The organism is Mesorhizobium mediterraneum, assembly GCF_002284565.1.
GTDB classification, from domain to species: domain Bacteria; phylum Pseudomonadota; class Alphaproteobacteria; order Rhizobiales; family Rhizobiaceae; genus Mesorhizobium; species Mesorhizobium mediterraneum.
The window spans coordinates 238,004-255,377 of record NZ_NPKI01000017.1 but is presented as its reverse complement, the minus strand read 5'-3'; the positions used below and the strand labels follow the sequence as shown (position 1 = coordinate 255,377).

19 protein-coding genes are annotated in these 17,374 nt (G+C 62.3%); 9 read left to right on the top strand and 10 right to left on the bottom strand.

Features of this window, described 5'->3' with window-relative positions:
- Positions 1–101 precede the first annotated feature (101 nt).
- The 3 genes from CIT25_RS15170 to CIT25_RS15160 all read left to right on the top strand — a co-directional run bounded on the left by CIT25_RS15170 (position 102) and on the right by CIT25_RS15160 (position 2,126).
- Complete coding sequence (locus CIT25_RS15170; protein ID WP_095485577.1) at positions 102–470, top strand: Hpt domain-containing protein; 369 nt, start codon at positions 102–104, stop codon at positions 468–470.
- Between the two features lie 100 nt (positions 471–570).
- Positions 571–891 (top strand): 2Fe-2S iron-sulfur cluster-binding protein, encoded by a 321-nt coding sequence (locus CIT25_RS15165; RefSeq protein ID WP_006334837.1) that lies wholly within the window; start codon positions 571–573, stop codon positions 889–891.
- Between the two features lie 206 nt (positions 892–1,097).
- Complete coding sequence (locus CIT25_RS15160; RefSeq protein WP_095485576.1) at positions 1,098–2,126, top strand: NAD(P)/FAD-dependent oxidoreductase; 1,029 nt, start codon at positions 1,098–1,100, stop codon at positions 2,124–2,126.
- Between the two features lie 270 nt (positions 2,127–2,396).
- Here CIT25_RS15160 and CIT25_RS15155 read toward each other — a convergent pair whose 3' ends face one another.
- From CIT25_RS15155 to CIT25_RS15145, 3 genes are all read right to left on the bottom strand, one after another.
- Positions 2,397–2,771 carry a type II toxin-antitoxin system VapC family toxin gene (locus tag CIT25_RS15155; protein ID WP_095485336.1) on the bottom strand — a complete coding sequence of 125 codons (375 nt, stop codon included), beginning with the start codon at positions 2,769–2,771 and terminating at the stop codon, positions 2,397–2,399.
- On the bottom strand, positions 2,771–2,989 hold the full coding sequence (locus tag CIT25_RS15150) for an AbrB/MazE/SpoVT family DNA-binding domain-containing protein (RefSeq protein WP_280953365.1): 219 nt from the start codon (positions 2,987–2,989) through the stop codon (positions 2,771–2,773). Before CIT25_RS15150 ends, CIT25_RS15155 begins: the two co-directional genes overlap by 1 nt.
- A 468-nt stretch (positions 2,990–3,457) precedes the next feature.
- Positions 3,458–4,075, bottom strand: a complete 618-nt coding sequence (locus CIT25_RS15145) for a DUF922 domain-containing Zn-dependent protease (protein ID WP_167391062.1) — start codon at positions 4,073–4,075, stop codon at positions 3,458–3,460.
- Positions 4,076–4,159: 84 nt separating this feature from the next.
- On the opposite strand from CIT25_RS15145, the gene folP reads away from it, so the two are divergent.
- The 3 genes from folP (at position 4,160) to folK (ending at position 5,970) form a co-directional block, all read left to right on the top strand.
- Complete coding sequence (folP, locus tag CIT25_RS15140; protein ID WP_095485334.1) at positions 4,160–5,002, top strand: dihydropteroate synthase; 843 nt, start codon at positions 4,160–4,162, stop codon at positions 5,000–5,002.
- 112 nt (positions 5,003–5,114) lie between these two features.
- Complete coding sequence (gene folB / locus CIT25_RS15135; protein WP_095485333.1) at positions 5,115–5,474, top strand: dihydroneopterin aldolase; 360 nt, start codon at positions 5,115–5,117, stop codon at positions 5,472–5,474.
- Positions 5,458–5,970 carry a 2-amino-4-hydroxy-6-hydroxymethyldihydropteridine diphosphokinase gene (gene folK, locus CIT25_RS15130; protein WP_095485332.1) on the top strand — a complete coding sequence of 171 codons (513 nt, stop codon included), beginning with the start codon at positions 5,458–5,460 and terminating at the stop codon, positions 5,968–5,970. Before folB ends, folK begins: the two co-directional genes overlap by 17 nt.
- Before the next feature lie 48 nt (positions 5,971–6,018).
- Here the strand turns inward: folK and CIT25_RS15125 are convergent, their stop codons facing one another.
- Positions 6,019–6,567 carry a DUF924 family protein gene (locus CIT25_RS15125; RefSeq protein ID WP_095485331.1) on the bottom strand — a complete coding sequence of 183 codons (549 nt, stop codon included), beginning with the start codon at positions 6,565–6,567 and terminating at the stop codon, positions 6,019–6,021.
- 17 nt (positions 6,568–6,584) lie between these two features.
- Complete coding sequence (locus tag CIT25_RS15120; RefSeq protein ID WP_095485330.1) at positions 6,585–8,420, bottom strand: monovalent cation:proton antiporter-2 (CPA2) family protein; 1,836 nt, start codon at positions 8,418–8,420, stop codon at positions 6,585–6,587.
- A gap of 247 nt (positions 8,421–8,667) precedes the next feature.
- On the opposite strand from CIT25_RS15120, the gene CIT25_RS15115 reads away from it, so the two are divergent.
- Entirely contained in the window at positions 8,668–8,934 is a 267-nt protein-coding gene (locus CIT25_RS15115; RefSeq protein ID WP_095485329.1) for a hypothetical protein, read from the top strand.
- Positions 8,935–9,022: 88 nt separating this feature from the next.
- Here the strand turns inward: CIT25_RS15115 and CIT25_RS15110 are convergent, their stop codons facing one another.
- From CIT25_RS15110 to CIT25_RS15095, 4 genes are all read right to left on the bottom strand, one after another.
- Positions 9,023–9,577, bottom strand: a complete 555-nt coding sequence (locus CIT25_RS15110) for a hypothetical protein (RefSeq protein ID WP_095485328.1) — start codon at positions 9,575–9,577, stop codon at positions 9,023–9,025.
- Positions 9,578–9,767: 190 nt separating this feature from the next.
- Complete coding sequence (locus tag CIT25_RS15105) at positions 9,768–10,859, bottom strand: YcjF family protein (RefSeq protein WP_095485327.1); 1,092 nt, start codon at positions 10,857–10,859, stop codon at positions 9,768–9,770.
- Positions 10,856–12,334 carry a YcjX family GTP-binding protein gene (locus CIT25_RS15100; protein ID WP_095485326.1) on the bottom strand — a complete coding sequence of 493 codons (1,479 nt, stop codon included), beginning with the start codon at positions 12,332–12,334 and terminating at the stop codon, positions 10,856–10,858. The genes CIT25_RS15105 and CIT25_RS15100 overlap by 4 nt, the downstream gene beginning before the upstream one ends.
- Before the next feature lie 64 nt (positions 12,335–12,398).
- Positions 12,399–12,902, bottom strand: coding sequence for a SixA phosphatase family protein (locus tag CIT25_RS15095; protein ID WP_095485325.1), 504 nt, complete (start codon positions 12,900–12,902; stop codon positions 12,399–12,401).
- Positions 12,903–13,166: 264 nt separating this feature from the next.
- Here CIT25_RS15095 and dksA point away from each other — a divergent pair, with 264 nt between their 5' ends.
- Positions 13,167–13,583: an RNA polymerase-binding protein DksA gene (gene dksA, locus CIT25_RS15090; RefSeq protein WP_006202025.1), complete on the top strand. Its 417-nt coding sequence runs from the start codon at positions 13,167–13,169 to the stop codon at positions 13,581–13,583.
- Between the two features lie 99 nt (positions 13,584–13,682).
- Here the strand turns inward: dksA and CIT25_RS15085 are convergent, their stop codons facing one another.
- On the bottom strand, positions 13,683–14,423 hold the full coding sequence (locus CIT25_RS15085; RefSeq protein WP_167391061.1) for a flagellar biosynthetic protein FliO: 741 nt from the start codon (positions 14,421–14,423) through the stop codon (positions 13,683–13,685).
- A 306-nt stretch (positions 14,424–14,729) separates the two neighbouring features.
- Between CIT25_RS15085 and cckA the strand changes: the two genes are divergently transcribed.
- A complete protein-coding gene (gene cckA, locus CIT25_RS15080; RefSeq protein WP_095485324.1) occupies positions 14,730–17,300 on the top strand; it encodes a cell cycle histidine kinase CckA in 2,571 nt (856 codons plus the stop codon).
- Positions 17,301–17,374: the final 74 nt, after the last annotated feature.

Sequence of the window (17,374 nt, the reverse complement as noted above, 5' to 3'; positions counted from 1 at the left end):
CCGGCGCCGTTATCGCAACATTTTTCCGGGCCAATCATTAACCCGCCGTCCACAGGATGCGCCTATTTTTTTCGGCAGTCGAACAATGGAGTTGCAGATTCGTGCGTGGCGAAAACGGCATTGCCTTCTCGATGCCCGGCGGCGACGTATCGGGAACGGCCGGGTCGCGGCCGGTGGACCTGGCGCATCTCGCGCGCCAGACGATGGGCGACCGGAGCCTCGAGCAGGAGGTGCTGGCGCTGTTCGTGCAGCAGGCGCTGTCCGTTCGCGACAAGATCGTCGACGCCGATGTGAGGCAACGACTGCTTCTGGCGCACGGGCTGAAGGGCTCGGCGCGCGGCATCGGCGCCTTCGCCATTGCCGATTGCGCCAGCGCGATCGAACTTCAGCCTGAAGATACCAATACCCTCAAGCGGCTTGGCTCGCTGATCGAAGAAGTCCGCGATTTCGTCGCCGCCATCAGCCGTTAAACCCATTTCCGAAAAAAACGGCATAGAGCGCCGCTTTTGCGCGGCAGTTGACTTGTCTGCCGGAGTGATTATCTCGGCTGAGACTCCCTTCAGGTGACAAATGACCAAGCTGACCTTCATCGCCCATGACGGCACACATTTTGACGTGGATGCCGAAAACGGCTCGACCGTCATGGAAAACGCGATCCGCAACGCCGTGCCGGGGATCGAGGCCGAATGTGGTGGCGCCTGCGCCTGCGCGACCTGCCATGTCTATGTCGACGAGGCATGGACGGCGGAGGTCGGCGAGCCGGAAGCCATGGAAGAGGACATGCTGGACTTCGCCTACGACGTCCAGCCGAACTCGCGGCTCTCCTGTCAGATCAAGGTGCGCGACGCACTCGACGGCCTGGTTGTGCGCGTGCCCGCCCGCCAAGGCTGAGGCGTGAAGGCTGAAGCGGGGTTTATAGCCGATTTTTCCGGCCCCGGCTTGGCAGCGGGCCAATGGTCATGCAGTGTCGCGCCGTTCTCTACAGCGCCGTGCGTCCGCTTGGACGCGCAAAGGGCGCTGTAGCACTGTGATTGGCGCATGATCCCCAGCGAAAATCGATTCCGGTTTTCGAGGCCCTGCGCATCGAAGGCGCATTCATGACCGATATCACCAGGACGGACGCATTGATTGTCGGGGCGGGGCCTGTCGGCTTGTTCGCCGTGTTCGAGCTCGGCCTCTTCGATATGAAATGCCATCTGATCGACATACTCGACCGGCCCGGCGGGCAATGCGCCGAACTCTATCCGGAAAAGCCGATCTACGACATTCCCGGCTGGCCATCGATCTCGGCGCAGGGCTTGGTCGACAAGCTGCTTGAGCAGATCGCGCCGTTCAAGCCCGACTACACCTTTAACCGCATGGTCTCAAGCCTCGAAAAGCTCGAGGACGGCAGCTTTCGCGTCGTCACCGACGAGAACGAGGTGTTTGAAGCCAAGGTTGTGGTTATCGCCGCCGGCGGCGGCTCCTTCCAGCCGAAGCGGCCGCCGATTCCGGGCATCGAGCTTTATGAAGGCAAGAGCGTCTTCTACTCGGTTCGCCGGATGGAGGAATTCCGCGGCCACGACCTCGTCATCGTCGGTGGCGGCGATTCGGCGCTCGACTGGACGCTGAACCTGCAGCCGGTGGCCAAGAGCGTGACGCTGGTCCACCGGCGGCCGGAATTCCGCGCGGCGCCCGACAGCGTCAACAAGATGTACGCCATGCAGGAGATGAAGGAACTGGATTTCCAGGTCGGGCAGGTGACGGGATTGACCGGCACGGACGGCCAGCTCTCCTCTGCGACCATCAAGGGACCAGACGGCGACACCGAAGTGCCGTGCACGCGGATGCTGCCGTTTTTCGGCCTGACCATGAAGCTCGGACCGATCGCCGAGTGGGGCCTCAATCTTCATGAGAACATGATCCCGGTCGACACCGAGAAATTCCAGACGTCGGTACCGGGCATCTTTGCCGTCGGCGACATCAACTGGTATCCCGGCAAGCTGAAGCTGATCCTATCGGGTTTCCATGAGGTCGCCCTGATGGCGCAGGCAGCCAAGCGCATCGTCAGCCCCGGCGAGCGCATCGTATTCCAGTATACGACCTCGTCGACCAGCCTGCAGAAGAAGCTCGGCGTCGCCGGCTAGTGGTGAAAGCCTGACGCTTGGTACCCGACGCGTAGGGCAGCTCAGGGTGGAAAGCGGTCGCTCGGCCAATTCCTTTTCCTAGAGCGGAATGCGCCAACCCGTCATTTATTCCTGACGTAATCCTAAGTCGCTCGCAAAGTTCGGCTTTGCGAGCTTTTCAGGGCCTGCAATGGGGCCAGCCTCGGACATCGCCGCCGATTTCGGCGAGCGGCAGCAATGGGTCGTGAGCTGCCGGAGCCGACATCATCCCGCGGCCCAACAATGTCAGCGCTAGATCTTTTCGATGAGGGTGACGACTGGCAGGCTCTCGAAATGCTTGTCACAAGTCAGGAGCGTCGCGTCATGCGCCCGAGCGGTTGCGAAAATGATCGCATCTGCGGTCGCCAATTTGTGCTTCCGGCAGGCTTCGGCGGCCGCGAGGGCGATTTCCGTGTCAAGCGGGGCCACCGTGCAGACCTGCGTAAAGGCGATGGTCTGATCGGCTTTGTCTTCGCCTACTTCGCGAGTGAGCCATTTTGCGAGTTCCAACTGCACCATGGTCGGAACGAGCCAGTCGGCTTGCTCGGGCAGATGCTCGGCCACCTGCTCTCCCGTTGGAGAGCCTATCAGCCATTCGATCCAAGCCGAGGTATCGACGAGCACCATCACAAACGGTCCGACCGGTCGCGATATTCCGTCGCCGAAGCGCCCTTCGCCAGCCCCTTCAGCGCTTCCCGCTTCGGCACAGGGACGAGTAGCACGCCCGTTCCCTTCGGGATGAAGGCAAAGGTCAAACCCGCTTCCCAATGCTGGGCGGTCCGGATCGCCTTGGGGATCGATATCTGGAACTTCGAGGACAGGGTTGCAGTCTCTGGCATTATCATACCCTTACTTAATCGATGCGCCAAACGTAAGACGCAATGAGGGCCAGTGCAAGGAGCTTACGGCAGCCGTCTGGCCTCGGTACATTATTGAGACATCACGGATATACGGTAGCCCGGCTTGGGGATGTCAAATGCAGACGTGGGGCACGCAGGAGAAAAGTGAGACGGCGCCTCTATCGGCGCCGTGGCCGCTTCGCTGACAGATCTGTCAATCGATCCACTCCGTCCGCCCGCCGGCGGCACCGTTTCCAGAGGAAGAGCCGAGGTCGTCCGACTAAGCGCCGGTGACGGCGACAGGCCGGAAATCGGACCCTCTGAATTGGGCTGTGGGCCTCGTTAGGGCAACGGGGCTTCGAATCCCGCCAGGCGGGGTCGCCGGCCGGCATGCGTTTCGCATAACAGCGGCGTGGCAATAGCAGGCGAGGCGAAGGCCCTGCCGGTGCCTAAATCGTTACCATCTGGCCTGAGCTAACCCGGCAGCCGGCTTTTCTCGATGCGCTCCATGCGATAGCGCAGCAGTCGCAAGATGCGACTTTCGAAATTGATGGTTTCGACGCGATCGAATTGCACCTGGGCCCGGTCGTGCTTGGCAAGAATAGCGGCAGCGATTTCCGCAGCCTTGGTCTTGGCCTCCTGGCAATTCTTCCGCGGGTAGGTCGCCTTCAGCGCATCCTCGAGTTCGCGGGCATGGTTCTTGGCGATTTCGACATGGCGGTCCTCATGGCGCTTGATGTCGGCCGACAACGTGTCCCAGAACAGCCTTACGCCCGCATCGGCCTTGCCCGAGCGGCGCCATTCGGGAAGGATCACCTTGACCTTGACGGTGACGTTGGCGTCGGCAATCCGGCAGGAATTCGATTTTTCCGCGTAGCTGACGCGGGTGGTGAACGCCATCTGTGTGGCGCCTGGATGCCGCATCCCCGTGCTTTTCACCTGGGGCCCGAGTTTCGTAAGCTGGGTTCCGATATCATCGAGCGTTCTGCCGCCGATGCTGAAGTAGCTATATGTCTTTACCAAGCTCGCTGTGCCCGCCGGCAAGGCGGAAAAAGCGAGCATCAGGGCGCAAAGCAGGGATCGTTTCATCATGTTGCCTCTTTGCCCACCTTGCGTTACGGCCGTTGCCGGCGCAACGGAATTGATCTTTGGCGGATCATACATGGTTGATGGACAATGACGACAGGGCGATGGCAGCTGGCGCATGGGCGCCATCTCGACCTTGGCAGCAAGGCCGTGGTCGTCGGTATCCTGAATGTCACGCCGGACAGTTTTTCCGACGGCGGGCTGTTCGTTGCGCCCGAACAGGCGATGGCCCAGGCGCGCCGGATGGTGGAAGAGGGAGCCTCGGTCATTGATGTCGGTGGGGAATCGACACGCCCCGGCGCATCTCCGGTAACCATCGAGGAAGAGCAGGCCCGCGTGCTGCCAGTCATCGAGGCGCTGGCCAGGCTTGGCAAGGCGCTGATTTCGGTCGACACCTATCGCGAGGACACCGCCCGGCTTGCCGTCGCCGCCGGCGCCCACATCGTCAACGATGTCTGGGGTCTGCAGCGCGAGCCCGGCATCGCGCGGGTCGCGGCCGAGACCGGCGCCGGGCTTATCATCATGCACACCGGGCGTGACCGGCAAAAACTGCCCGACGTGATCGAGGATCAGCTTTTCTTCCTCAGGAAATCGTTGGAAATCGCCCGGCGAAGCGGCGTTGCCGACGACCAAATCGTGCTCGATCCGGGATTTGGCTTCGCCAAGGAAACAGCGGAGGAAAATCTCGACCTGATGGCACGGTTTTCCGAACTCGATGCCTTGGGCGTTCCGCTGATGGCGGGCACATCGCGAAAGCGCTTCATCGGCGCTGTCACCGGCCGCGACGCCTCGGCCAGGGGTGCCGGAACAGCGGCGACGAGCGTCATCCTGAGACTCAAGGGCGCGCAGCTTTTTCGCGTCCACGATGTCGCAATCAATGTGGATGCGCTGGCGCTTGCGGATGCTATGCTGGCGCGTGAAACCACCGCATAGGCTCGAAAATCGGAATCGATTTTCGATCCTATGCGTAGATTTAAAGCGTTAGAGCGTCGTTTTGTGCATCCAAGTGGACGCGCCTCGCTCTAATCGAGCGGGACGCTGAGCGATGTATGTCATCCGCATGAAGAACTGCGCCTTCTTCGCCCGGCACGGCGTGCTGGATGAGGAGGAGACACTCGGCCAGCGCTTCTATGTCGACGCTGCGCTCACCGTCGAACCCGGCCGCGCGCTGGTCGATGATTCCATCGAGGATACCGTCCACTATGGTATCGCCTTCGGGGTGATCGAAAGGATCATAACCGGGGAGAGGCGTTTTCTGATAGAAGCGCTGGCGTTGGAGGTGGCCCGGGCGCTGACGGCCCGGTTTCCCCAGATCAAAAAGGCCGAGATCACTGTGCGCAAGCCGAACGCGCCGGTGCCCGGCGTGCTCGATCATGTCGAGGTGACCGTTGTCTGGCCCGAATAACACGGTTTACCTTAGCCTTGGCGGCAATCTCGGCGACCCGGCAAGGTCGATGGGCGCGGCGCTGCGCATGCTGGACGCCGACGAGAACACGCGCGTCGTCGTCGTCTCCTCGCTTTACCGCACGCCACCTTGGGGCAAGCTCGACCAGCCGGATTTTCTCAATGTGGCTGCCGAAATTTCGACTGCTCTCGCACCACATGCATTGCTCGATCTCTGCCTCGACGTCGAGCGCAGACTGAAGCGGGTGCGCGAGGAGCGCTGGGGTCCACGCCTGATCGACATCGACATTCTGGTGTTCGGCGATCGGATCATCCACGAAACCGGGCTGGAAGTGCCGCATCCGCGCATGCTGGAGCGCGCCTTCGTTCTGGCACCGCTGGCCGAGATCGCGCCCGGCCTCACCGTCGGCGGCAGAAGCGTACAGGAGCGGCTTGCCGCTCTCGACAGCGCCGGCATCGAGCAATTGCCGTCTGGTCGGGATTGGTGGCGGACCTAAGCATCGGACGCAAGACCGGTAGCCACTTTTGGGTCCGACGCACTGAGCTCAGCCGGAAAATCCGCCCCCGTCGAGGAAGACCTGTTCTTCCGGCGTCGTCTCGCGGCCAAGCATTCTGTTTCGATGCGGAAAGCGGCCGAAGCGCTGAATGATCTCCAGGTGCTCGACCGCATATTTCAGGTTGGATTGGGCTTTGGCGGTAAAGAGGTCCATCGATTTGAGCTGGTCGGCGAGATGCTCCGAATGCTCATACGGCAAATAGAGGAAGGCGCGCAGGTCTTCGTCGAGCGCCAGATCCTGGCCGGCGGCGATCGCCTTTTCGGCGAAATGCCTTGCCAGCGGGTCGGTGGCATACATATGGCCGGTGCCACGAAAGCAGTTTCGCGGGAATTGGTCGAGCAGGATCATCAGCGCCAGTGAGCCTTCGGCATGCTCCGACCAGTCGTCACATTCACGCCGTGCGGCAGCGTAATGCAGATCGAGAAACCGGTTGCGGAACTCTGCGTCGAAGGCGTCATGCTTCTCGAACCATGCATCCGTCCCGGCGTCACGCCAGAATTTGGTGACGGAAAGCGCGCGCTCGTCCAGTTCGGTCATCTATTTGCTCCACGTGTTTAGTCCGCGGGCTCGGATTTATGCAGAACGTCGGCGGTCTCTTCATTAAGCGCCTGACCGGTGCGGCGCGGCTGGCTGAGCGGGGTCGGAATGGGCGTGCCGATATTGCCCTTGAGGAAGCGCGCTCCGGCGCGAACGCCTTCGGCAAGCTGCAACTCGAAACGGGCGGCGTCGCGGTGGCGGACATCCTCGATCACCTCGGCGACTTCCGCCGGGTCGACGCCCAGCGCCTCCAGTGTAGAGCCGCCGAAGACAAGCGCTGATTCGAAGGTTTCGCGAATTTGGAAATCGACGCCGGCACGTATCAACTGCAGTGCGGTTCCGCGGTCGAAGGCGCGTGCCAGCACGGTCAGCAGGGGAAACTCCGCCTTGATGAGCTCTGCGATGCGGACGGCGACGTCGGGCTTGTCCACGCAGATCAACACGGCGCGCGCGCGGCCGGCGCCTGCGGCGCGCAGAATGTCGAGCCGCGTGCCGTCGCCATAATAGACCTTGAAACCGAAATCGGCCGCCGCCTGGATCATTTCGACCTCATTGTCGATGATCGACACATCGATCCCGCGCAACAGCAGCGGCTGGCTGGCGATCTGGCCGAAGCGGCCGAAGCCGATGATCAGCACGCTGCCGGTAAGGCCGTCGGCGATGTCGACGCCTTCGAGCGACTGCTCGTCGCGCGGCGTCAAATACCGTAATGCCAGGGTGGCCAGCGGTGTCAGCACCATGGAGATGATGACGATCGCCGTCAGGGTCGCATTGGCCTGGCTGTCGATGATGCCGACGGTCGCGGCGGCGGAATAGAGAACGAAGGCGAATTCGCCGCCTTGCGCCATGAAGACGGCACGCTCGATCGCTTCCCGGTGACCAGCCTTGAGGATGCGGGCGACGAGATAGATGCCTATCGCCTTTATCACCATGTAGGCGACGACGTAGACGGCGACGAGCCGCCAGTTCTCGACGACCACTTGCAGGTTGAGCGACATGCCGACCGCAAGGAAGAACAGCCCGAGCAGCACGCCGCGGAACGGTTCGATGTCGGCCTCCAGCTGATGGCGGAAGGTGGATTCCGACAAAAGCACGCCGGCCAGGAAAGCGCCCATCGCCATCGACAGGCCGCTGAGCTGCATGGCAAGCGCCGACCCCAGAACGACCAGAAGGGCGGCTGCGGTCATCACCTCGCGGGCGCGGGCATCCGCCAGGACGCGGAAGAACGGATTGAGGAGGAAACGCCCGGCCAGCACCAGCCCGAGGATGGCGGCAAGGCCGATGCCCACCTCCGTCAGCCGCTGGGTCAAGCTCATATCGGCGCCGCCCGGTGCCAGGAAGGCGATCAGGGCCAGCAGCGGCACGATCGCCAGGTCCTCGAGTAGCAGGATAGAGACGATGCGCTGGCCTTTGGGCACGGCGATCTCACCACGTTCTTCCAAGAGCTGCATGACGATCGCCGTCGAGGTCAGCACGAAGCCGGCGCCGGCGACGAAGGATTGCGCGATCGGAAAACCTCCCGCCAGTCCGACGCCGGTCAGCAACAGCGCGCAGACGCCGACCTGCAGCGCGCCGAGACCAAATATCTCCCGGCGCAGGCCCCACAGCCGCGACGGCTGCATCTCCAGCCCGATGATGAACAGGAACATGACGACGCCGAGCTCGGCGACGTGAAGAATGGCTTCCGATTCGGAAAAGATGCCGATGCCGAACGGGCCGATGACCACGCCGGCCGCCAGATAGCCAAGGATGGAACCAAGCCCCATGCGCTTGAAGATCGGCACGGCGACAACACCTGCGGCGAGCAGCGCCACCACGTGGATCAGATCGCTGCCCGCTGCTTCTGCCGCCATGCCTGCCGTTCCGTTCTTTTTAAGGACCGCTGCACGTGCTGCGGCATCGAGCGGCCAAGATAGGGGCTTCGGCGGAAATCGAACAGTCCGAATCCGGAAACCGGTGCGGCAGTGTTGCAGGCGCGCTCCACAAGTTTATGCGCCGGCCGCGTTGCTTGTTTCGGCAATCGGGCGCTAAGGACGCCCGGCTTCGGCCAGTGGAGGGCGAGCGACGATCAAGTCGCGGCCCTTTTTGAGGGAGACTGACATGAAGACGTTTTTGCTTGTTGCCGTCGGCATCGCGGCACTTGCCGGCTCGGCCTGTTCGAAGGCACCTGAATGCACGACCGAAATGCTGACCAAGAAGGCTCAGGACATGACTGCTGCCCTTCAGGAGGCAATTACCAAGGATCCGGCCAAGGCAGCCGATCTCACCGCCAAGGTCCAGGCGATCACGACCAAGTTTCAAGGCACTACGACGGCCGACGAGGCCTGCAAGGCCTACGATGAGCTGACCACCGCCATCAAGAGCTGAGCATCGATTTGAGTTTTGCAAAAAGCGGTGGCCGTGGCTGCCGCTTTTTTGCAACCAGAGTAGGGCATCGCACGGCCTGCCGGCGCAATCAGTTCGGCGCGATGGAGCCGACTTCGAGTGTATCGACGCGCTTCAGCTTCATGCCGATGACCGGCACCAATTGCTGGTCGACGCGCACCGCAATCGTCACCGTCATCGAGTTGTCGTTGGGAACAAGAGCTTGCATGACGCCGCGCAACTGGTTGCGGTTGATGGTGAAGACGACCTTGTTGGCGTTGACCACGTTGCCGCCGACGATGTCGAGGCCGGAACCGGCGGCGCCGCCCATGAAGCTGCCCTTGTAGCCTTCGCGGCCCTTGCGCTGGATCGTCGCCGACATCTGCTGGGTGAACATGCCGACCCGGCAACCGCCGTCGAGCGACATGCCGATCTTGCCGTCAGGTGTCGAGCCGGTGAAACTGCAGGTGAATTTCGTTCCCTTGTACTTGCCGGCGACGATTTCTCCCGGGCCGACCCATTTGCCTTCCACCGATTGAAAGAACTGCTTGTCCGGTTCTGCTGCAAAGGTCTTTTCGACCAGGCCGGCAGTAGTTGAAACCACGACTGCCAGGGGCAGGACGTTGGACAAGATCACGCTTTTCATCGACGACACCCGGCAACAAAGAGACTGGTTTGGAACACGTCCGACCATGAACAAGATTGGTTAATGCTTCGTCACCGCTAGCGCATGGCCCTAAAAATCGGAATCGATTTGGGTTGAGGATCATGCGCAAAATCAAAGCGCTACAGCGTCCTTTGCGCGTCCAAAAGGACGCGGCGCTGTAGGTGGTTCTTCACTTGCCGGAGGCCACCGTTTCCCTTTCTTTCTTTGTCGCAAACGATGTCAGAGCGGACAGGAAATCACCCATGCCGGGCCGTCTCGTGGCGCTGAAGGGCAGGGGCCTCGCGGTTTCCATCGCCGCGATGCCGATGCGTGCGGTCATCATGCCGTTGACGACGCCTTCGCCAAGTTTTGCCGAGAGCCGGGCAGCGAGGCCATGGCCGACGATCTGCTGCACGAAACTGTCGCCGACGGCGATCGAGCCGGTCACCGCCAGATGGGCGAGAACGCTGCGCGCCAGCCGGAAGAACCCCAGCGTGCCCGGCCGGCCGCCATAAAGTTCCGACAGGCGGCGAATCAGCCGGCCGGCTTCGAACACGACATAGGCGACGTCGACCAGGGCGCGAGGGCTGACCGCCGTCACCAGCGACACACGCTTTGCCGCTTCGAGGATCATAACCTTGGCGCGCGCATCGAGGGGGCCGAGGATCTCGGTCTCGGCCAGGCGCACCAGATTGCCACCGTCGATGATCTCGTCGCGCAGCTCAGCCAGCGCGCGTCTGCCGGCCGCGGTTTCGGGCTTGGCCGCGACAAAGGCCGAGAGTTCGTCGACCACTGCACGAGCGGCTTTCGGGTCGTCGCGGGCGATGGCATCGAGTGCCCGCTTCTGAAGTTTTTCAACCTCGGCGAGGCGGGCGATCGCCAGGAATTCGCGGACAAGGATGACCAGAAGCGCCAGCACCGCGATCACGGCCATCCCGGCGGCCAGCCAGCCCAGCCATTCGGCGCGCGCGAACAGATCGCGAATCAGCTGGTCGGTCCAAAGTCCGACAGCCAGCGAAACCAGAACGCCCAATGCGCCGAAGAACAGGCTGCCGAACAACGAACGCTTCCGCGTCGCGATCGCTGGCGGCGGTTCGGCGACGACGATGTCGGGCTCGTCGAAGACGTCGATCTCGGCCGGCACGACGACCGCGCCATCCGTCTTCACCGCGCGTGGCTTTCGCGCTGACGGGGCGTCGGGCTGGCGCAAGGATGCCTGTTCCTTCCTCGGCGCGGCTTCCGGCTCGATGCGAAATGCCGCCGGCTTGCGGGGCGCGGTCATGCCAGATGATCTCCGATCAAGAACTGCAGGGCGCGGTCGAGCCTGATATGCGGCAGCGACAGCGTGACGCCTTCAGCGGTGCGTTCGAGCTTTGGCGGGCGAAAGCGCACAAAGCGGATCGCCGGGTCGTCGACGCCCTGCCGATGGTCTGGTCCAGAGACATCGAACACTGCATCAATTTTTTCCGGTAAGTCGCCGGGAAATATGGCTGTTTCGGTCTTTCCATCAAATGCTTCGCCGTTGATCCTTTCACCCTTCAACGGTATGCCGATGATGACCGGCAGTGTTTCACGGCCTTGCTTGACCGTGCCCTCCCGGGTCGCCCGCACGGCCGCCAGGGCGACCACGTCGACATGGGCGCCGGTGAAATTTGCCCGCGCCACGGCACGGTCGGCAAGCCGCCGCACGATCGCCTGCAGCCGGTCGTGGCTTTCGTGATGCAGATGGTCCGCCTTCGTCGCCGCCACCAATATGCGGTCGATGCGCCTTGAAAAAAAGTCTGTCAGGAAATTGCCGCGGCCGGGGCGGAAACAGGCGAGGATTTCGGTCACCGCGCGTTCGAGATCGGCCATCGCGCCGGGGCCTGCGTTCAAGGCCTGCAAGGCGTCGATCAGCACGATCTGGCGGTCAAGGCGCGTGATGTGCTCCCGAAAGAACGGCTTTACGACATGCGTCTTGTAGGCCTCGTAGCGGCGCTCCATCATCGCCTGCAGCGACCCCGAACGCGCTCGCCGCTCGCTCAGGTCCGGCAAGGGCGCGAAGGTCAGCGCCGGTGAGCCCTCAAGATCGCCGGGCATCAGGAAACGGCCGGGTGGCAAGGTCGAAAGCGCCCGCTCGTCGAGCTTGCATGCCTTGAGATAGGCGGCGAAGCTCTCGGCGAGGCGGCGCGCCGTCATTTCGTCGGCGTCCGCCTTCGGGTCGACTGCGGCGGAGAGCGCGCGCCATTCCTGCGAAAGGTCGACGCGCACCGGCAGCACGGCCATCTCGAAGGCTTCGCGTGAGAAATCGCCGTAGGATTTGCCGAGCAGCGGCAGGTCGAGCAGCCATTCTCCGGGATAGTCGACGATATCGACCGACAATCTGCCTGATGAAAACATGCGGCTCCAGCCGGAGGCCGATTCATATTCGATGGTGAGCCTCAGTTCGGAAATGGCACGTGTCGAATCCGGCCAGAGGCGGTCGTTGACCAGGGCCGCGATGTGATCCTCGTACTGGAATCGCGGTACCGCATCATCCGGTTGCTCTTCGAGGAAGGCACGGGCGATGCGTCCCGATTTCTGCGCGGCGAATAGCGGCAAGCGCCCGCCATGGAGCAAATTGTGGACAAACGCCGAGATGAACACCGTCTTGCCGGCGCGAGAAAGGCCTGTCACCCCCAGCCGCAGCGACGGCGAAAAAAGCCCGGTAGCGCGCCCCGACAGCGTATCCAGGGCAATCTTCGCCTCGTCGGTGAAAGTGGTCAGCGATGATGCCAAATCGGTTCTCTCGGGGCTTCGGTACGCTCCGATATAGACGCTGCCACCTGGATTTGAAACGGCGTCAGAGATCAACCGGCGTCAAGAAGGCTTCGAGATAGCCGGTGCCTTGCGCGGCGTCGGCAAGACTGCCTGGAAAACGGACGACCGCAAGGCCAGCGGTCGGGAAGCCGTGGTTCAGCATTCCCCTCGCAGCCTCTTCGCCGTCGCCCGAAAGCGCGATAGTGAGATCTTCCGTCATCGGGTTGTGGCCGATGACGAGCAGCGAGCCTGGCCCGCCATTGCCGCGGATGATGTTGAGATAGAAGGCGGCATCCTCGCTATAGAGCGTGTCCAGGAACAGGACCCGGCCGGTATCGGTGTGACCGGCAAGGCCTTCCAGCGTTTGCAGCGCTCGCTTTGCTTTGGAGCAAAGGGTGAGGTCCGGAATGTAGTTGCGGGCCCGCATGATCGCACCCATCGTTTCGGCGTCGGCGAGGCCGGATGCGTCGAGCGGACGATCGAAATCGCGCATGCCCGGCAGGGCCCATCCAGCCTTCGCATGCCTCAACAGATAAAGCTTGCTCACCGGCCCCTCGCTTGTGCCTAACACCGAAACTCGTCAAAAGGCGCTGCAGGATTAGCCATGAGAAAGCCCTCTTGCACAATGGCTGATACCCTTCAAACCCAACGAATCATAAACGAATTCGGCCGCGCCCTTCATGCGAATGATGCGGCCAGTGCCGTTTTGCCCGACATTAACAATTGCGTGAAACTGTCGTCGATTACGCTTGTGCAGCATTCGCTCCGCGAATATATAGGCGCCAAAATTGGGGCAGTTTGGGTGAGTCGAATGAACGACATCGTTACCGCCGATTACGTACCCTCCGAAGACGAGCCGTTCATGAACGAGCGGCAGAAATCCTACTTTCGCCTGAAGCTCGTCACCTGGAAGAATGACATATTGCGCGAAGCGCGCGAAACCCTCGAAATCCTGCAGCAGGAAAACGCCAACCACCCCGATCTCGCCGATCGCGCCTCTTCGGAAACCGACCGCGCCATCGAACTTCGCGCTCGCGATCGCCAGCGAAAACTCATTTCAAAGATCGATTCCGCGCTCCAGCGCATTGATGAAGGCACTTACGGCTATTGTGAGGAAACCGGCGAGCCCATCGCGCTGAAGCGGCTCGATGCGCGTCCGATCGCGACCTTGTCGATCGAGGCGCAGGAGCGCCACGAGCGCCGCGAGAAGGTCTACCGCGACGACTGAAGCACAGGCGAGGCGTCTAAAAAGCGGTCAAATAGCGAACTTTGTCATGGCCGGTCCGGCCATTTTTGTTGGCTATTCGCTGGGCCGGTTCCTGGCCGGTTACCGTTTCTGGCTGGAGAGCTCGCCGAGAAGCTTCGTCATCTCGTCATCGAGAGACGGCGGCACCTTTGCCGCCGGCTTACTCTCCGGCTTGGCGGGTTGCGGCTCGTCAAGCGAGACCTCGAGTTCCCTCATCAACGTATCGTCGATAGAATCCTGCCTTGCCGGGGAATCCTGTCTTGCCGGCGATGGCGCGTGTCGAACGGCATTGGCGTTCGCCGATCCATAGGCGGGCAGCGGCGTGATGGTCGCCGACTGATGGCTTTGCGCTGCTGGCTTCGGCGCCTGCGCCGTCTGATAGGGCCGGACAGGCGTTGGGGCCGCGCTTACCGGCTGCGGAGGCGGTGCTTGCCTCTCTGGCGCAGGAGCGGGTTGAGGGGCGCGCGGCCGCGGTGCGGGCTGATGGCCACCGCCATCTCCGGTCAGTGCAGGACGGCGCAGCGCCGACAGCCTGATGTCGCGTTCGACGACGACGTCGGTCGGGCCTCCGATCAGCAGCAGGTGCTCGATATCGTCGCGGCGCACCAGCACCAACCGGCGGTGACTGTCGACAGCGGTGGCGTCCATGACGGCCAATCGTGTCTTGCGGTTCCTGCCGCCGGCGACGAATGTTCCGAAGGTCAGATTGCGGATCAGCTTGATGATAAGGAGAATGATGACCAAAAGGACAAGCGCGACAAGCGTCCACAGGATCGCCGCGGCATAACCAGGACCCGCCACGCTATCCAGCCACTGCAGCATCGGTGCCCCCAATCGTCTTTCGAAGAAGACGCGACACTAAACTGTTGCGGCACGCCACTGCAAGTTGCCTTTCATGCTTCGTGAACAGCTTGAAACACCACACTGGATTTTCAGCAAGTTGCTGGTGTGACGAATCCGAAAATTCGCCTGGCGCTGCAGCAAGGTGACGCGAATTTCGAATTCACCACACCGGGCGCCGAACGGCCTCATTTTTAGCGGACATTTGCCGCCAAGGCCTTTTCCGGACCCTGAGAATGTGATTCAACCGGGCAGGGGCAAGTACCGGAATTCACGAGCAGGGGGCACATGGCCAAGGAAGCGCGCGGCGATTTCTATCCGGTACCGATCGTCGACCAGAACACGCGACCGGGTGCGGTAACCCGGCTCATCATCTTCATCGTTGTCTTGACGGGCGCCGCGATCGTCTTCGGCCTTTTCCGCGAGCGTCTTGGCGATCCATTCCTGCTTGGAATGCTTGGTGTGCTGGCGATGATCGGCGTCGGCTTCCTGTTCGCCACCGCCATCGGCTTCGTGCAGATCACACCGCGCTCGACGAGCGACGAGCTGTCGAAAGCCTTCGTCGATTCAATGTCGCAAGGTCTTCTCGTCACCGACACCAAAGGGCGTGTCGTTTACGCCAATCGGGCCTATGCCGACATGACGGGCGCGGCGTCGGCGGCGGATCTCAAGACGGTCGAAGGGTTGCTGTCCGATGTTCCCGAGGCCTCGGTGACCATATACCGGCTCGCCTCCGGCCTGCGCGACGGCCAGCCCGGCGACGGGGAGTTTCGGCTTGCTCAATCCATTCGACCCGGCGCCGAGCCGGGCGCGCGCTGGTATCGCGCCCGCGCCCGCGCCTTCAGCGTCCCGGGCCAGCGGCTGCCTTTGCTCGCCTGGCAACTCGCCGACATCTCGGAAGAACGGGCCGAGCAGGAGCGGTTCTTCCTCGACCTGCAAAAGGCTATCGACCATCTCGACCATGCGCCGGCCGGCTTCTTTTCGGCCGACCAGGAAGGGCGCGTCACTTACATCAATGCCACGCTTGCGGAGTGGCTGGGCATCGACCTGACGAGCTTCACGCCCGGTGCCGTCACGCTTCCGGAGATCGTCGCCGGCGACGGCATGGCACTGGTCCGCTCGGTCAAGGCCGATCCCGGCACCACGCGCAACGCGGTCATCGATCTCGATCTGACGACAGTGAAGGGCGAGGCGCTGCCCGTGCGTTTCATGCATCGGGTTTCGGCCAGCCGCGAGGGCGTCAACGGTCCGACGCGCACCATCGTGCTCAACCGGACGCAAGGCGAGGACGCTTCCGCCGATCTTCGCGCCTCGGAGATACGCTTCACCCGCTTCTTCAATTCGACGCCGATGGCAATAGCGGCTGTCGACAACGGCGGACGCATCTTGCGCACCAACGCGCCTTTCCTGTCGCTGTTTTCCTCCGTCGTCGATGGGGACGCGGTCGATCGGCGCGTGCGGCTGGACACGGTGATCCATGAGCGCGACCGGCCCGCCTTTGCCGTGGCGTTTGAAAAGGCGCGACAACGGCAGGCCGACATCGAACCGATCGATACGCTGCTGCCCGGCAATGAGGAGCGGCACATGCGCTTCTACGTCAACGCGGTTGCCGACGGCACCAGCGAGGGCGCCGAAGAATCGGCCATCGTCTACGCCGTCGAAACCACCGAGCAGAAGGCGCTCGAAGGCCAGATGGCGCAAAGCCAGAAGATGCAGGCGGTCGGCCAGCTTGCCGGCGGCATTGCCCACGACTTCAACAATGTGCTGACCGCCATCATCATGGCGTCGGACCTTTTGTTGACCAACCACCGCCCGTCGGACCCGTCCTTCCCGGACATCATGAACATCAAGCAGAATGCCAACCGGGCGGCCTCGCTGGTGCGGCAGCTTCTGGCCTTCTCACGCAAGCAGACGCTGCGGCCGGAGGTGCTCAACCTGACCGATGTGCTTGCCGATCTCCGGATGCTGCTGGCCCGCCTGGTCGGCAACGACATCAAGCTGAAGGTCGATCATGGCCGCGACCTGTGGCCGGTGAAGGTCGATATCGGGCAGTTCGAGCAGGTGGTGGTCAATCTGGCGGTCAATGCGCGCGATGCGATGCCGGCCGGCGGCGACCTCACCGTGCGCACCCGGAACGTGACCACCGAGGAGAGCAAGAGCCTTTCCTACCGAGAGCTTGCGCCGGCCGACTATGTCGTGGTCGAAGTCGAAGACACCGGCAGCGGCATCGCCCCCGAAGTGCTCAAGAAGATTTTCGAACCTTTCTTCACCACCAAGGAGGTCGGCAAGGGCACCGGCCTCGGCCTGTCCATGGTCTATGGCATCATCAAGCAGACGGGCGGCTTCATCTTCTGCGATTCCGAAGTCGGCAAGGGATCCGTGTTCCGCATCTTCTTGCCGCGCTACATTGCAGAGGCGAGAAAGGCAGGCGAACCCGGCGAGGCGCCGGCTGCACCGGCAAAGATCGCCGACGCAGCCAAGGATTTGTCGGGCTCGGCCACGGTGCTGCTCGTCGAGGACGAGGATGCCGTGCGCATGGGCGGCATGCGAGCGTTGACGTCGCGCGGCTACACTGTCCACGAAGCGTCCTCGGGCGTCGAGGCGCTGGAAGTCTTCGAGGCGCTTGGCGGCAAGGTCGACATCGTCGTTTCCGACGTGGTGATGCCTGAAATGGACGGGCCGACGCTGCTTGGCGAATTGCGCAAGCGGCAACCGGACATCAAATTCGTCTTCGTTTCTGGTTACGCCGAGGATGCGTTCGCCAAAAACCTGCCGGCAGACGCGCATTTCGGTTTCCTGCCGAAGCCGTTTTCACTCAAGCAACTGGCCACAATCGTGAAGGATGTGCTTGAATCTTAGGGTTTGCTAATCTCGCACTTGCGTAATGACGCGAGGCTGCCATGATTGCGGGTGAAACGGACGGCGGGTTTTGG

Bases quoted from the DNA above. Each gene is read 5' to 3' on its own strand.
- CIT25_RS15165 (WP_006334837.1), top strand. From the start codon at position 571: ATGACCAAGCTGACCTTCATCGCCCATGACGGCACACATTTTGACGTG.
- CIT25_RS15160 (WP_095485576.1), top strand. From the start codon at position 1,098: ATGACCGATATCACCAGGACGGACGCATTGATTGTCGGGGCGGGGCCT.
- CIT25_RS15155 (WP_095485336.1), bottom strand. From the start codon at position 2,771: ATGGTGCTCGTCGATACCTCGGCTTGGATCGAATGGCTGATAGGCTCT.
- CIT25_RS15150 (WP_280953365.1), bottom strand. From the start codon at position 2,989: ATGATAATGCCAGAGACTGCAACCCTGTCCTCGAAGTTCCAGATATCG.
- CIT25_RS15145 (WP_167391062.1), bottom strand. From the start codon at position 4,075: ATGATGAAACGATCCCTGCTTTGCGCCCTGATGCTCGCTTTTTCCGCC.
- folP (WP_095485334.1), top strand. From the start codon at position 4,160: ATGACGACAGGGCGATGGCAGCTGGCGCATGGGCGCCATCTCGACCTT.
- folB (WP_095485333.1), top strand. From the start codon at position 5,115: ATGTATGTCATCCGCATGAAGAACTGCGCCTTCTTCGCCCGGCACGGC.
- CIT25_RS15125 (WP_095485331.1), bottom strand. From the start codon at position 6,567: ATGACCGAACTGGACGAGCGCGCGCTTTCCGTCACCAAATTCTGGCGT.
- CIT25_RS15120 (WP_095485330.1), bottom strand. From the start codon at position 8,420: ATGGCGGCAGAAGCAGCGGGCAGCGATCTGATCCACGTGGTGGCGCTG.
- CIT25_RS15115 (WP_095485329.1), top strand. From the start codon at position 8,668: ATGAAGACGTTTTTGCTTGTTGCCGTCGGCATCGCGGCACTTGCCGGC.
- CIT25_RS15110 (WP_095485328.1), bottom strand. From the start codon at position 9,577: ATGAAAAGCGTGATCTTGTCCAACGTCCTGCCCCTGGCAGTCGTGGTT.
- CIT25_RS15105 (WP_095485327.1), bottom strand. From the start codon at position 10,859: ATGACCGCGCCCCGCAAGCCGGCGGCATTTCGCATCGAGCCGGAAGCC.
- dksA (WP_006202025.1), top strand. From the start codon at position 13,167: ATGAACGACATCGTTACCGCCGATTACGTACCCTCCGAAGACGAGCCG.
- CIT25_RS15085 (WP_167391061.1), bottom strand. From the start codon at position 14,423: ATGCTGCAGTGGCTGGATAGCGTGGCGGGTCCTGGTTATGCCGCGGCG.
- cckA (WP_095485324.1), top strand. From the start codon at position 14,730: ATGGCCAAGGAAGCGCGCGGCGATTTCTATCCGGTACCGATCGTCGAC.